10 protein-coding genes are annotated in these 14,983 nt (G+C 50.7%); 2 read left to right on the top strand and 8 right to left on the bottom strand.

The genetic code is table 11. The features are described from left to right. Nucleotides 1–4: 4 nt before the first annotated feature. Nucleotides 5–1,984, bottom strand: coding sequence for an ABC transporter substrate-binding protein (locus DWZ56_RS03380; RefSeq protein ID WP_118554984.1), 1,980 nt, complete (start codon nt 1,982–1,984; stop codon nt 5–7). Nucleotides 1,985–2,548: 564 nt separating this feature from the next. On the opposite strand from DWZ56_RS03380, the gene DWZ56_RS03375 reads away from it, so the two are divergent. Continuing rightward, nucleotides 2,549–3,466, top strand: a complete 918-nt coding sequence (locus DWZ56_RS03375; protein WP_118554983.1) for a helix-turn-helix domain-containing protein — start codon at nt 2,549–2,551, stop codon at nt 3,464–3,466. A gap of 115 nt (nt 3,467–3,581) precedes the next feature. Here the strand turns inward: DWZ56_RS03375 and DWZ56_RS03370 are convergent, their stop codons facing one another. Continuing rightward, the gene (locus tag DWZ56_RS03370; protein WP_118554982.1) at nt 3,582–4,772 is read right to left on the bottom strand and encodes an iron-containing alcohol dehydrogenase; all 1,191 of its coding nucleotides are present in this window, start codon (nt 4,770–4,772) and stop codon (nt 3,582–3,584) included. Between the two features lie 162 nt (nt 4,773–4,934). Here DWZ56_RS03370 and DWZ56_RS03365 point away from each other — a divergent pair, with 162 nt between their 5' ends. Beyond that, the gene (locus tag DWZ56_RS03365; protein WP_158584424.1) at nt 4,935–5,840 is read left to right on the top strand and encodes a LysR family transcriptional regulator; all 906 of its coding nucleotides are present in this window, start codon (nt 4,935–4,937) and stop codon (nt 5,838–5,840) included. On the opposite strand, the gene DWZ56_RS03360 is transcribed toward DWZ56_RS03365, so the two are convergent. From DWZ56_RS03360 to DWZ56_RS03335, 6 genes are all read right to left on the bottom strand, one after another. Beyond that, nucleotides 5,833–8,505, bottom strand: coding sequence for a DEAD/DEAH box helicase family protein (locus DWZ56_RS03360; protein ID WP_118554980.1), 2,673 nt, complete (start codon nt 8,503–8,505; stop codon nt 5,833–5,835). The two genes, DWZ56_RS03365 and DWZ56_RS03360, sit on opposite strands and share 8 nt — an antisense overlap. Nucleotides 8,506–8,655: 150 nt before the next feature. Next, nucleotides 8,656–10,569, bottom strand: a complete 1,914-nt coding sequence (locus DWZ56_RS03355; protein WP_118554979.1) for an endonuclease MutS2 — start codon at nt 10,567–10,569, stop codon at nt 8,656–8,658. Nucleotides 10,570–11,052: 483 nt separating this feature from the next. Further along, on the bottom strand, nt 11,053–12,000 hold the full coding sequence (locus DWZ56_RS03350; protein ID WP_118554978.1) for an AraC family transcriptional regulator: 948 nt from the start codon (nt 11,998–12,000) through the stop codon (nt 11,053–11,055). Nucleotides 12,001–12,067: 67 nt separating this feature from the next. Next, a complete protein-coding gene (locus DWZ56_RS03345; RefSeq protein ID WP_118554977.1) occupies nt 12,068–12,352 on the bottom strand; it encodes a hypothetical protein in 285 nt (94 codons plus the stop codon). Nucleotides 12,353–12,374: 22 nt separating this feature from the next. Then, nucleotides 12,375–13,247: a LysR family transcriptional regulator gene (locus DWZ56_RS03340; RefSeq protein ID WP_118554976.1), complete on the bottom strand. Its 873-nt coding sequence runs from the start codon at nt 13,245–13,247 to the stop codon at nt 12,375–12,377. Nucleotides 13,248–13,350: 103 nt separating this feature from the next. Beyond that, nucleotides 13,351–14,961 (bottom strand): extracellular solute-binding protein, encoded by a 1,611-nt coding sequence (locus DWZ56_RS03335; protein WP_118554975.1) that lies wholly within the window; start codon nt 14,959–14,961, stop codon nt 13,351–13,353. Nucleotides 14,962–14,983: the final 22 nt, after the last annotated feature.

The following is a 14,983-nucleotide window of genomic DNA, read 5'->3' as shown; positions in this document are numbered from 1 at the left end:
CGTTCTATCTTGTAAGCAGATACGCGTATGTCATATTCATATTGGATACGATCATGTATCCTTCTTCTGTCACATTGGCGATCCTGTCCGAATAGATCACCGGTTTACGCACGTTTTCCACCGGTATGAACCAGATGCAGGAGTCATAGAGAAGCTGTGAAATCTCCTTCCAGCTGGCCGCCATCTCTTCCACCGATTTGGAGTTTTTCAGTTCAAACGTCTTCTGATAAATATCCAGCAGATCTCCTGTGGGCGCGTCTCCCGACTGACCGGAAGTATTGTAATAGGTCAGGTATTTGGAGCTGGCGCGGATTGGGATGGACCAGTCCCACATGACCGGATTGCTCTCACATACCGGGAAGTCACACCAGAGCATACGTACCTGCAGCTCATTGGCATCATATTTCTGCGACCAGAGGGAGCGGTCGATTTCCTTCGGTATCATGCGGATTCCAATGTCCGCCCAGTTCTGCCGGATAATTTCCACAAAATCGGAAAATTCCGTCCCGAGCTTCGCATATTCAAAATCGATCTGGAACTTGCTTCCGTCCGGCCTGGTGCGAAATCCCTCACTGTCTGCCTGATCCATGCCAATGCCATCCAGCAGGCTCTCAGCCTTTTCCAGGTCATACTCGCTTGGAACATGATAAGAAAGTTCGCCCTGATCCAGGTACAGGTTGCTTAAGATTTCCTGCCGGTTGATCGCCAGGTTGAGCGCCTGCCTGAATTCCCTGTTATTGACGATTTCCATCCATCCCTCATCTTCATCAAAACCGAAATTGAGATTGAAGTACACTGCGTCATGGGAATACAGCGGCACGGTGCGGTAACCGCCGTTGCTTTCATTTTCTTTTAACACCGGAATATCCAGCGTGGATACGGACTCCCGCAGATAATCGACTTCACCGGCCATGGCCTTCATAGTCAGCATGCTGGTTTCCGCCACCTGTTCAATGCGGATGCGGTCGATATAGGGCAGCTGACGCCCCAGCTCATCCACTTCAAAGTAATAGGGATTTCTCTCGGCCATCCATACCGTGGGGGACGGGTGATCCGTCACCACATAGGGCGTCAGAACCGGACACCCCATCATGGCGGTGGTCAGCTCATTCGGACCGTTGGGCCCCCAGCCGTAAGCCGTGAAATACTGTCCCCAGTCCTCTTTAGAATATCCTGCATCTGCCAGCGCCTTTTCGTAGGCGGAAGCTTCCGCGTAGTCCACATGGAACTGCTTCAGATAATGGGCAGGAAGAAAGAATATGGTATTGCTTCTCCAGGCCAGTGACAGCTGCCAGGGGAACAGCAGATACGTGGTTTTGAATTTACACCGAAAGGTATACTCATCCACAATCTCCAGCTCCATCAGCTCTCCGTTGGAGGTCCACATCGCGTCTACCGTGGGCGTAACAGCCGTATTGTTGATCACGTCCTCCCACCAGAAGCGCACGTCCTCTGTTGTCAGGGGTGCGCCGTCGCTCCAGCGCATCCCTTCCCGCAAGTGGAAGGTATACTCCGTGCAGTCATCGTTGATGTCGTAGCTCTCCACCGCATTGGCGTAGGGCAGTTCCTCCATGCTACCGATCCCGGGCTGATTTAAAACGCTCGCCCTGTTCATCCAGCCGTACTCCGAACAGCTGCTTCCCTGAAACGCCAGCTGCATCTCCCCGCCGTACACCGCATCGGCGCTTCCCAGCTCCGTAACTCTGGGCGTCTTAGGAAGCCGTTCCTCAAGTGCCGGCAGCTTGCCAGCTTCCACCAGCTCGGCAAGCATAGGCGACTCTTTGGCTGCTTCGTCAGTACCGCCTGCAGTATCTGTCTCTGCCGCTGAAGTCCCGCCGGATGCAGTGGCTTCGGTCTCTGCACCGCCCTTAGTCCCGCTCTCATCCACCGGATCGTAGGCTGAACTGCACCCTGCTGCCGTTACCGCAAGGGCCAGTAAAAGAGCCAGCATCCCGCCCCAGCGTCGCTTACCATGTTTCCACATATCCACTCCTCCTTTTCTTGTCACCAACCGAAGGTTGATGACCTACGCACGCCTCAGCGTGCTTCCACTTTTTTCTTGTCACCAACCGAAGGTTGATGACCTACGCACGCCTCAGCGTGCTTCCACTTTTTTCTTGTCACCAACCGAAGGTTGATGACCTACGCACGCCTCAGCGTGCTTCCACTTTTTTCTTGTCACCAACCGAAGGTTGATGACCTACGCACGCTTCAGCGTGCTTAAATGTGATCTACCGTGATGGTTTTATTTTATAAAAAAGCCATTTCCGATACTTGGATAGAATTGCCGCATGCGGCCAACTAATAAGACAATATTGCGTTTTATGCACTTTTAACTTATATATGCGGAACTTGTCCTACTAATTTCTGCATTTTTACTTTTATAAGGATTTTTTTCTGTCCATTGACAGTGACATTTTCGGATGTTATCATTATAGCGGAAGCCATGTTTTGTATATTCTGCCATAACAGTTCAGACGGTTTTTCCGGTCAGGAAGATGCGCCGTCTAAGCTGTTACATTCTGTCATTTAAAGAGGGGGCTTTATTATGACACAGCACAGAAATGCGGCATTTCCCATCACCGCTTTTGACAATCTGAACGAAAGCCGTCCGGCCAAACTGGGAATATCCGATCATCATCACGATGCCTGCGAGCTCTTTATGCTCCACCAGGGGCAGGTCCTGATGATAGTAGACGGCACATCACACTACCTGGAATCCGACCAGTGCATCTGTATCCTCCCGGGCACCGTGCACTGCGTGCGGTCGGTATCCGGCCATCCATTCTTTTACAGCACAATCCAGTTCCGGCTGGACCATCTCATGTCGGATGCCTGCGGCCTGCAGGTTTCCGTCTATTATCAGCGGCTCATGGATCACAGCTATCCGGCAGAAACTGTAATTCGAAAAGATACAGAATCAGGAGCACTGATCCTTGATCTTTACCAGAAGCTGCTTCTGCTTCTTAAAACCAGGCCTTACGGATATGAGCTCGGCTCAAGAGGGTATCTGGAGCTGATCCTGTTCCAGATCTATCAGAGCGAGGCTAAAACAGAACGGGCAGGTACGCACACAAAAGAGCTGCAGATGGTTTACGAATTCATCGACAGCAATTATATGAATAATATTACGGTGGATACGCTGGCCATACTCTCCAACATGAGCAAATATTACTTTATACGTTACTTTCGCAAGGCCACCGGTCAGACCCCGGTAGAATATGTGAACTATGTGCGGATACAGAAAGCTTGTGAATTTCTAAAGGAACATGATATGAAGATATTGGATATCGCGATGGCTGTGGGAATACAGGATTTGTCTTATTTCAACCGGATGTTCAAGAAAATTATCGGAGTCACTCCGACAAAATACAGGATGCAGCTGCAGCAGCAGCGGACAGAACAGAGAGCATTGTATTACGAAGAAGAGGAGGAAGATATTCCGTTTTACTCGTATACTTATTAATATGAAGGGATGATTTTATGAATCAAAAATTTCCGCTATAGCGTGTTTGAAAAAGATAAGACCGAGAGGGATTCATATCTTCCCTCTCGGTCTTTTACCTTTTCTGCTATATCAATCAAAAATCAATCTCTTTATCATAGAAGCATGCGGTCAAAAGCTTCTCCATCTCTTCCTGGGTAGGAATCCTGGGATTGGAGCCCGTGCATGCATCGCTGATCGCCAGAGCGGCCACATCATGCAGCTTCTCATTGAACTCTTTCTCGTCAATCAATCCGCCTTCATACTCCTTGATGCATGCAGGAATATTTAAAGAGGCATTCATGCTTCTGATCTCTTTGATCAGTTCATCGGTAAGCTCGGTATCCGTCTCTCCCTGCAGACCGATAAAACGGGCGATCTCGGCATAGCGTTTTTCTGCTTCCGGATTTTTGGAATTATATTTGATCACCTTCGGCAGATACATCGCGTTGGCACAGCCATGAACAATATGACCGCCGGAGTAAGCAGCGCCGGTCTTGTGCGCCATGGAATGCACGATTCCAAGCAGCGCGTTGGAGAATGCCATTCCGGCCAGGCACTGTGCGTTGTGCATGCGGTCTCTGGCGTCCATGTCCCCGTCATAGGATTTCTTCAGATCCGTATGAATCATCTTGATGGCATGCAGTGCCAGCGGATCGGTGTAGTCACAGTGCAGTGTGGAAACATATGCTTCAATGGCATGGGTCATGGCATCCATACCGGTATGCGCGGTCAGCTTAGCCGGCATGGTCTCAGCTAATTCAGGATCGACAATCGCCACGTCCGGCGTGATATTGAAATCAGCCAGCGGATATTTGATTCCCTTTTCATAGTCTGTGATTACTGCAAATGCGGTCACTTCCGTTGCCGTGCCGGATGTGGAGGGAATCGCGCAGAAATGAGCCTTGGTCCTAAGAGTGGGGAAGCTGAAAGGCGTGATCAGATCCTCAAAGCTCACCTCCGGATATTCATAGAAGGTCCACATAGCCTTTGCAGCATCGATGGGTGATCCTCCGCCCATGGCCACGATCCAGTCCGGTTCAAATTCTCTCATGGCCTGTGCGCCCTTCATAACCGTCTCTACAGACGGATCCGGTTCTACATTTTCAAATAATTTCACTTCCATACCAGCCTGCTCAAGGTATCCCACTACTTTATCCAGAAAACCAAACCGCTTCATGGAACCGCCGCCCACAACCACGATCGCTTTCTTTCCTTTTAAGTTAGCCAGCTCTGCCAGAGAGCCTTTTCCATGATATAAATCGCGCGGAAGCGTAAAACGTGCCATAATGAAACCTCCTGTATATGTATTTTTAACTTTGTTAATATTTTATCATTTATTTTTCCGGCGGAGTAATGTATAATACATATGCCGGCCATTACTTTTCTATATAGGTATGGCATACACCTATTGAATACAGCCAACAGCAGACATTGCGGAAAGGATACCATGAATTTTCAGCAGCTTCAATACGCGGTGGAAATAGCGAAGACAGGCTCCATATCGGCGGCCGCCAAGAATCTGTTTATGGGGCAGCCCAACCTTAGTAAGAGCATCAAAGAATTGGAAGAAGAAACCGGAATTGTCATCTTTCACCGGACCAGCAAGGGAGTTCAGCTGACCAAGAGCGGTCAGGAGTTCATCGGTTACGCCCAGACGATCCTCAAGCAGGTGGAAAAGCTGGAAAGCCTGTACAATAAGCCCAGCCAGTCCCTGCCCTTCGGATTTTCCGCCCCGCGGGCGGCATATATCTCTTCGGCATTCTGCAGCTATATGGGCAGCACCGCCGACCGGCCACGGCACATCTATTATCAGGAGACAAACCCTGCCTCTGTGATCCAGGATGTGGCCAGCGGGATCTCAGAGCTTGGCATCGTGCGGTTCGAGCCGATTCACGGGGACTATTATATGGGGCTTATAAAGGAAAATCTGCTGGAGCACATGCTGATAAAGGAATATCATATGGTAGTCCTGATGAGCCGGAACCATCCGCTTTCCGCCATGGATATAATCCCTGTATCCATGCTCCACTCCTGCACAAGGATCCTGCAGGGAGATATAAATCAGGACCGCCCGGAGCTAAGAGCCTCCAGGGAAACTTCGGAGCACCATTCCTGCATCAGCGTCTATGACCGGGGCAGCCAGTTTGACTTTCTAAGGCATATACCGGGAAGCTATATGTGGGTCAGCCCTGTGCCGCAAGAGGAGCTGGAAAGGCATGGGCTGATCCAGCGCCCCTGCAGCCTGTCGCCAGTCTGCCGTGATATCGTGGTTTACCACGCCGGTTCGCGTTTTCTCTCACTAATTCGGGAGCTGACCGAAGCGCTCCGGCAGGCCGCGGGAGAATTTACATAAATTCGTTTTTTACTTCTTTTTTTCCGTTTATATAGCGGTCGTTTTTATTGACAAAGGAATGCGTTCTGGCTGCCAGAAGCACCTTGCGGCCTTCCGGCGTCCTGGTATATACCAGACGGCAGCGCCCCAGCACCCCGCTCATGCAGTCCGCAAACAGGCCGGCATCCTCCTTCTTGCGTCCAAAGGCTTCCGGAACAGCAAGATACTCATTGGCGCCTACGGGCCCCCTGGTCTGCATCAGCAGATATCTGGGATTGTCTATCACCCCCCACAGCTGGGACATGCATACAGCGAACAGAGTTTTGTCCCTCACCGTGCCGCCCTTCAGATAGGAAGAGACCACAACGCCCTCATATTCCTTGGTTTCCGCCCGGACCGAAAGGCCGGTGCTCTCGATCTGCCCGGTGCGCTTCAGCGCTTCCAACAGCGCTTCTCCGGCGGCTTTCATCCGGCGGACCGGAGTGCACAGGCGCAGCACTCTGGTGCCGAACTTCGCTGTGCCGAAAACACCGGCAAATGCCAGAACACCGATCAGTATGAAAGCGGCTCTTCCGCCATGGCCCGCGGCTGCCAGAGCCAGTTCAAACACAATGGCCAGCACGGATATAATTCCGGACAGAATGGTCAGTAAGACCGCATTGAAAAATACGAATCCCGGCTCTAAAAGCTCCTGGTCCATCTCACTGACTTCTTCCACCGCTACGGTATCCCGGATCACATCCAGGGACTGCTTCCATCTCCGCCTTAGGGCGTCCCGATCCGCCGCTCTTGCGATCATCCTGCGGTTAATCCGTTCTATGCTCTTCTGCGAATAGAAGTCCTCTCCGATTCCCAGACGCTCAATGCCGTTTTCGATGGTATCTTCCTCAAAGGAAACGCCCAAAAAAGCTCTGAAGCGGCGCTTTAGCATTTCATAATCCTCTGAAGAACAGGGTTCTCCTTTCTTTCCCGGCGACACGCAGACCAGATGCCAGATATTGCTGGTTTTGTCCGGACATCCTTTTACGGTGCGGATCGCCCTTCCGCGCATCTGATTGCTTAACATGAATGAGCCCACAAAGGTGGCCAGAATCAGAGAATTGATGCAGGGGGAATCCCAGCCCTCCCCCAATAGAGCCTTTGTCCCGATCAGCGTGTTGATCCAGCCCTCCGCAAACAGCTCTGTCATCATCGCCACCGTATCATGCCCGCTTCCCTTGACATTGACCCTTACATAGCCGGACCCATTGATCGTAACGAAAGAGGCTTCTCTTTCACGTTCCCGCAGTCTGCTCCGAAATGCCTCCATCGCCGGTTCCGGCACCACCACCACGCTGCCGCTTAGAATGCCCAGACGCAGGCCCGCCAGATTCTTTCTGCGAAGATATTCAAACACCGGCACCGCGCCGATTTCATTGACCGGGCGCTCTTCATCGCCGATCAGCGAAAGGCTTTCCTTTTTTATAAAATCACACAGGATAAGGAGCCGAAGCTCCTCCCCCAGCGATTTGCTCTCCACTTCCACTATATCCGCTATGCTGTCAAGCTTGCCCCTGCTGTTGATCAGCAGCTTTGAAATTTTATCATTGCTCATCAGGCATACCTTGTTTTTCTGAATGCAGCCATAGGATTTCAGCTTTTCGATCAGCCTCTCACGGTATACCTTATAGCTTGCATAGGATTCGAAATCATCATACAGAAATCCCTGCAGCAGGATTTCCATCCACTTGGCCTCCATTTTGGGCAGACGCTTTCCCGTCCCTGTCAGCTCCTTTAAATACGGAGAAAAGGGGATCTGTTTTGCATTCAGGAAGATCAGCAGGGAGGAGAAATACGCCGGATGGTCCAAAAAGAACTCCGCGTTTTCCTCCTGAGCCGACAGGCCTTTGTGGCTGGCGACGGTTCGGGCAAATTCCTCATCCGTCATCAGTTCCTCCATACACCGACGGACTCCTTTCTTATACTCTTCCACGGATGCAAGCTCCTGTGCGGTGGGCCAGTTGAAATAGACATAATCCTGATGGGGACACAGGCTGTTCTCCTTCACCAGTTCCGGAGTGAATATCTCCTCATCGATCGGGCCGCACAGATCTATGTAGCGTTTCCACTGCGCAGGCGTGCTGTCATAGGGCGGGGTGGCAGTCAGCGATATCAGTGTGGCGTCCGGCAGATTCTTCATCAGATCCTCCAGCGCCTTCCACCATTCGCTTCGCAGATGATGGGCCTCATCCAGGCACACGGTGCGGATCCCCGCCTCTTTCAGCGTCCGGTACAGATCGAAATCGGAGAAATCCACTTCCTCCCGTTCCTCATCCTCCTCATCTTCCAGAGCACCGGCAAACCGTTTTTCAGCGCTGTGAAGCGCCTGATAGGTGACCGCGGTAATTTTCCCCGGTTCTTTCAACGAATTGGACAGCCAGAGCGCCGGATCTGTTCCCGGGTTTAAAAAACCCTCCTCCACGCGCTCCAGCCACTGCTGGCGGATTGTGATGCTCGGGGACAGGATCAGGCACGGTTCCCCCAGCCTCAAAATCAGCTCGATTCCCAATGTCGTCTTACCTGACCCCGGCGCCGCTACAATATGCAGCTTTTTGTCCTTAAGATATTGCGGCGCGCGGTCGAGTATGCGCTTCTGGTATGTGCGCCATGTACCTTTAAAGCAGAAATCGGATGCGTATAGGTTCATTTGAATGTTCTCCCTGTTCCACCGCAGCTTATGAAACGCTGCCTTATATTTTTTAGCAGGCGATGCTAGAATCAGCGCGGGTATAATATCTGTCGATTTAAATTATACCAAAATACACTCTGTTTTAAAAGATCCGGCTCGAAAGATCATTCAATTCTGTATTTCCAGATCCCCGCTGTACTTTCGCTCCATCTGGTGGCGTTTTTTGCGGTTTTCCACCGAATCAAACACGATGGAAAAATCATAATCCGGCGGATACAGCCGGCTGGCCGGAACATGGAGGCGCAGCCGTTTATGGCTGCAAAGCTGCTTTTCTTTCCTGATCTGTACCAATATCCTGCCCTGGTCATCCGCCGGTTCTACAACGATGCCGATCTTCTTTTCCGGATACACCATGACGCTGTCCCCCCTCACAAAGGATGCAGCCCGGTCGGATACCTTCTTTTTGTCCGGGATGCGCTCTATGCCTGGCACATGCTCTCTTTTAATTCTGCCTTTTCCGTACGCCTCAAGCGCCAGATCTCGGATATTCTCTTCATATGCCTCACCGTACGCCGCCTGTGCCGCCCGGCGCAGCATATCATCCGGCAGGCCCAGGCGTTTGGCGATGTAAAGCGCGCAGCTCTCTCCCTCCCTCCCGATCTCCAGCCGGTACAGGGGCCTAAGCGACTCCCGGTCAAAGGCCATTCTGGCATTTTGGATTCCCGGCCTGTCTTTTGCGTATTCTTTTACCTCCGGATAATGGGTGGTCACCAGGAAAAGACAGCCGCATTCCTTCAGCTGTTCCAGAATGGAAACCGCGATGCCCATGCCCTCTGCCGGATCGGTTCCCGACCCAAGCTCGTCTAAGAGCACCAGGCTTTCCGGTCCCGCCGACTTCAGTATCCGGATGATATTGGTCAGATGCGCGGAAAATGTGGAAAGATTTTCCGATATATTCTGTCCGTCTCCGATGTCGCAGAGCACCTGATTGTTCATACAGATCTTTGCGTAATCACAGGGGATATGCAGGCCGGAGCAGGCCATCAGGCAGAGCAGGCCCACCGTTTTGATCGCCACTGTCTTGCCTCCGGTATTGGGACCGGTGATGACAATGCCCTGTACCTCCCCTCCGATCTCAAAATCCAGCGGAACGCACTCTTTGGGGTCCAGCAGGGGATGGCGTCCCTTGCTGATCCTGATACAGCGGTCCGTGCTGATCTCTGGCTCCGACGCCTCCATCGAGGCGCTTAGCTTTCCCTTTGCAAAGACGAAATCCAGATTGACGATTGTCCTCTGGCTGTTTTGCATCCGCTGCGCTTCATCGGCAATCATCCCGGTCAGCGTATAGAGGATCCTTCTCTCCTCATTCTCCTCATCCAGCTTTAACAGGAAGAGCTCTTCGCTCATTTTCGCGATGGAAGCAGGTTCAATAAAGAGGGTCGCGCCTGTGGATGACTTGTCGATCACGCTGCCGGGGATTTTGGATTTCTGATCCTTTTTCACCGGCAGGCAGATATGGCCGCTGCGGTTCACCACAAAAGCTTCTGCCATACAGGACTTATTGTTTTTTAATATGGCATCTGCCCTGGCACGGATTTTATCTTCTAAAAACGATATCGACCGGCGGATATCCTTCAGCACTTTGCTGGCATAATCATCCACTCTCCCGCTTCTTATGCAGCGTACAATCTCCTGGCGCAGTTCCTCCATCTCACATAAATTCTCACTGTAATATGCGATTCCGATCTGAAGCTGCTGCCCTCTGATCAGGTAATCCCTCAGGCGTTTCACAGCGGCCAGGAACGTGCCCACATACTCAATCTGTTCGGCGGCAAGAAGTTCCCCCCGCACAGCGCTGTCTAAATACGCCTCCAATAGATCCATGGCCGGAAGGGAAGGTGATCCGAACGTATCCAGCATCCGCCTGGCCTGCGTGGTATCCCTCATAAGTCTGGTCAGTTCCAGTTCTGACAGGCAGGGCGTTAAACTGCGGATTCTCTCCCTGGCTGTTTCCGTTACGGCAAAATTTGCAAGTTGCTCCAGTATTGTATGATATTCCAGCGTTCTGTAATCTGTATTCAATGATGTTTCCTCCAATTATATTAATATTCATCCGTTATAATCTATGTTTTATTCATAGGCCATTCTTATTGATGAAACAGGATCCCATTCAATAGGTCGTATTTTGGACGCACCTCATTGAACAAAAAAACTGCACGCACTTCAGGTCCTGCATGGCCTGGTACGGGCAGCTTATCGGAAAATAAAAAACCTGTGCGCATCCGTAAACGGACTGATTGCGTCACAGGTTTGTTCTATACTGGTTGCAATGGGTCTGTTATGGATGCAAAATGGCGCGTCAACAAAACACCTCTCCTTTAACTCACAGAGAGCGTGCCTGCTTCACTGACGGGTCCACAGCAATCTCTGCACAGCGCCGCGACCGTCACAAGGCCATATTCACAGATTAGTTATTTTCCACAACAGATACAATTAACATACAACAATTCTCTTTTCATTTATTTACTGACGAAATTTTACCACAGGTCCAATGATATGTCAACCTCATATAATCGGCACGGCAAGCGTAAGATGCGCACCGCCCTGCTCCTCGTATCCATCCGTCAGTCCATAAACCTCATACTCGATGGGAAAATCCTGGCGTTTCAGCCCCTGTTCGGCGATATACCTGCGTGACCAGCCGAATACACAGCCGGTCACATACGGCATATCCTCATTCAGCTCTTCCGGCGCCAGCCCCTTTACGGTCTCATCGTCATAGCGGACTGGTATATACAGCCATCTCGATGCCGGCACCGCAAGGGATTCCATGTCGTCGGGCAAATCGGTGAGATCCGATACCTCTGCACCGATCATATAGGAACACAGGCCCCTCTCTCTTTCCGCGTGCCAGAAATCCAGGCTGATGCCAAAGAAATTCTGATCCACACGGTTGGGAATCGCTTTTAATATCTGGTCCATCTCTTCCCACAGCATCCCGATCTTTCCCACATCATCTCCCATAAAGGAAACTCTTTTACCGATAATCCTTATGATATCTTTTTCTACTATATACGGTTTCAGCATCAAATCCACCCCATTATCTGTATTTGGCATATATCCCATACTGACTAATTCCGGCAGCTGCTTTAAGAGCCTCATGGACAGTTTGGCTCTCGCCGCACGCTTCTTGAGCATTCCCAAAAAGGACGGCGGATACCCCATCTTATTACGGTAAGCTTTCGCAAATCCGGAATGTGTATCGAATCCGCATTCCAAAGCCGCGTTGACGATGGTCTCTCCTTCAAGGATCATTTTTGCCGCTTGGTACAGTCTCTGTTCCGTCACATACTCCTTCACGGACATTTGGGTCTGTTCCTGAAAAATATGCGCAAAACGTGAAACGGAATACCCTGTGACAGCCGCCAGCTTCTCCACAGAAAGATCTCCGCCAAGATTCTGGTCAATATAAGCTTTCGCCGTTTCTACCGTTGCCTGATAAACCCCGTTCAACCGATGCCCCTCCTTCTGTTTGATGTCAGATCACAGTTAAACTATACCATAGCTTAAGGCAATACGGCTATTCCATTTCTGCTGATATTTTACCCGTTTTCCGCTTAAACCTCATATACAAAAGGATATCCAGGGAAACAAAAATCAGATTCGCGATATAAAAAAAGAATACATAAGTGATGGAATGCCTCACTATTTTGCTGGCGGTTCCGAAGATATAACCGATCCAGATCAGAATGGAGAAGAGGATGCTCTTGCCCTCCACGCTTTTGCTTTTCAAAGTCTTCATGATGGAAATCGGCCACGATATGCCAAAGCTGATCACCATCAGCATTTCTAAAAATTCTCCCATTGCATTTCTTCTCCCGGGGTTCTCAAGTAATGTAAACCTTTTTTTCAAAATAATTTTTAACAAAGTCTAAGAACAGATAGCCCTGTTTCGTTATGTAACGGTTCTGCGGCCACGCGATAAACAGAGACCGCACGCACACGGGCCTCTTGATATGAAGATAGCTGATCCGGTTGTCGTCATCCGCTATGTTCCAGGAGTTTCTTGGCACAAAGGCCACTCCCAGCTCCGCCGCAATCAGGCTGCGTACCAATGCCGGATTGTCACATTCAAACACAATGTTGGGGCTAAAGCCTACGGCCCGGCAGAAGGTGTCTGTCAGCATCCGGAGCTGCTTGCCGATATCCAGACTGATGAAGCTGTCATCTCTAAGCTCACCGAGATCCACGGCCGTTTTCCCGGCCAGACGGTGGCTGTGCGGTACGGCGATGCATATCTCCTCATCCAGCAAAAGCGCGCCGTTTACAGGCTGTATATTATTGTAGGTGCTTGTGAAGCAGAAATCGTACTCCTCACTTTCCGCGCTCTGTACCAGCTTGAAATTGATGCCGGTATAGAGCGTCCGAAAGGAGGAGAGGAGCTCCGGAATCAGGCTGGAACCGCAGAGAATCTGTATGCGCAGCAGACCGGTTTCCCGTTTGATATGATCCTGCAGCTCCCCTTTGGCGCTCTCCATCAGGGCCAGAATCTGGCCGGTATATTTAAGCAGTATGCGTCCGTTGTCATTGAGCCGTATGCTTCTGCCGATCCGGTCAAACAGATTCACCCCAAGCTCAACCTCCAGCTTCCGTATGGACTGGCTTAATGCAGGCTGTACTATATTGAGTTTATCCGCCGCTTTCGTTATGTTTTCCAGATTAGCACAAACTTCAAAGTATTTAAGCTGGCTGATATCCACAAAAAATCCCCCCTCATTTCTATGCTATAGCGCCGCCCGCATGCCAATTACCGATATAGCCGCTGTAGTACATTGTCAGACTAAACATAAGCGCGTCAGCACACTAGTCTGCCGAATATCTTTCATACCCTTTCTGGACATACCCCATGAACTCATCCAGGCGCAGATTCTCAAACTCCGCCACATAGGCGTCCCACTCCTCGAGCGGACGGGTGCCCGTGATAAAAGCTGCTGTCATCTCATCCACATACGACTGTATATCTGTCTGCAGCGCTGTAATCTCCTCGTTCTCATCATAGGTGTAGTTAAAGGAGGACCATACATCCTTCGGTATATAATCAATATAATAGGGCAGTCCTTCCACCGCTGTATGATAGGTCTCAGCGCCTTTGAAATATTCATCCGACATGATGCCAGGGCCGGACTGGAAGGAAATATACTGTGCCCGGGCCTGTGTGAGCGTCAGGCCGTCCGGATTGTTCAGCAGCTCCTGGGTATAGGTCAGCTCTCCGTTCTCATCGTACTCATAGGTCACGCCTTCAAAACCCATGTTATACATAATCTGGCCTTCCACGCTGTAGAAATAGTCCGCCCACTGCAGTGCGCGTTCCGGATGCTCTGTCTTAGCCGAAACCACAAACGCGCCTATGCCATCCACCATGGGAAGCACACGGTTCCAGGTCTTCTCACCGTAGGCGTTTGTAAAAAGCGGCAGCGCCAGGAATTTGTCCTGAAGGTTTCCGGCATTGGTGGTATAATCCGCATGAACGCCCACAATATCCTGAGTAAGCTTCGCTACAATATCCCTGGAACTGCTCATGGTAAACACTTCGTTGTCCAGCAGTTTTTCTTCATAGAGCATATGCAGATATTCCAGCATATCTTTATACTCGGATGCGGAAGGGATAAAGCGCAGCGCATTGTCCTTTTCATTATAATCCACCAGAGTCTGATTGACACTGCCTCTGTTTCCCAGACCAAAAAAGCTCATTACGGTGGGAAGCAGATGGGATTTGCGGAAAGACAGCGGAATTTCATCCGAAGGGTCACCGTTGCCGTTCGCATCCTGATCCCGGAACGCGGTCAGCATATCGGTGAATTCATCTAACGTCTCCGGATAATCCATTCCAAGATTATTCAGCCAGTCCTGATTCACATACATTTCCATCAGGCGCACATTATCTCCCATCTTCAAAAACGGCAGGCTGTAGATATGACCGTCCGGCATGGTGATCGCCTGGCGGATCTGGGGATACTGCTCCAGCAGGCTGCTGAAATTCGGAGCATTTTCCAGATATTCATCCAGAGGCAGCAGCAGGCCCTGACTGCCATATCTGATCAGCTCTGAATTGCTGAAGGACAGGCCGTACATGATATCCGGCAGGGAACCGGATGCCATCACCGTGCTCTTTCTCTCCGCCAATATGTCATTGGGAACATTCTCCCACTCCATGTGCACATTGCTTATTTTCTCGTACTCATCCCATCCATAGCAGTCCGTATTGTCGCCTCCCTGGGGCGAAGCCCAGGCCAGACCGGTCATGGTGATTTTCCCGTCATCCGCAGCCCTGGTGCTGCTAGTGGATTCCTGCGCGCTTCCCGCCGTAGGAGCCGCCCCAGTTTCCGCCGCCTGTTTCCTGCCGCATCCGCACAGGCCCGTTAAAATCAGGCACAGCGCCGTCAGTACAGCCAAACATCTTTTCATCTTCATCATTCATCCTCCTAATCCTGTCACC

The organism is Lachnotalea sp. AF33-28 (assembly GCF_003477885.1).
In the GTDB taxonomy this organism is placed as follows: Bacteria; Bacillota; Clostridia; order Lachnospirales; family Lachnospiraceae; genus AF33-28.
This window is presented reverse-complemented; position numbering and strand designations above follow the sequence as displayed.

Excerpts from the sequence above, each read along its gene's own strand:
- DWZ56_RS03345 (WP_118554977.1), bottom strand. The coding sequence starts at position 12,352 with ATGGGAGAATTTTTAGAAATGCTGATGGTGATCAGCTTTGGCATATCG.
- DWZ56_RS03335 (WP_118554975.1), bottom strand. The coding sequence starts at position 14,961 with ATGATGAAGATGAAAAGATGTTTGGCTGTACTGACGGCGCTGTGCCTG.
- DWZ56_RS03365 (WP_158584424.1), top strand. The coding sequence starts at position 4,935 with ATGAATTTTCAGCAGCTTCAATACGCGGTGGAAATAGCGAAGACAGGC.
- DWZ56_RS03360 (WP_118554980.1), bottom strand. The coding sequence starts at position 8,505 with ATGAACCTATACGCATCCGATTTCTGCTTTAAAGGTACATGGCGCACA.
- DWZ56_RS03380 (WP_118554984.1), bottom strand. The coding sequence starts at position 1,984 with ATGTGGAAACATGGTAAGCGACGCTGGGGCGGGATGCTGGCTCTTTTA.
- DWZ56_RS03370 (WP_118554982.1), bottom strand. The coding sequence starts at position 4,772 with ATGGCACGTTTTACGCTTCCGCGCGATTTATATCATGGAAAAGGCTCT.
- DWZ56_RS03375 (WP_118554983.1), top strand. The coding sequence starts at position 2,549 with ATGACACAGCACAGAAATGCGGCATTTCCCATCACCGCTTTTGACAAT.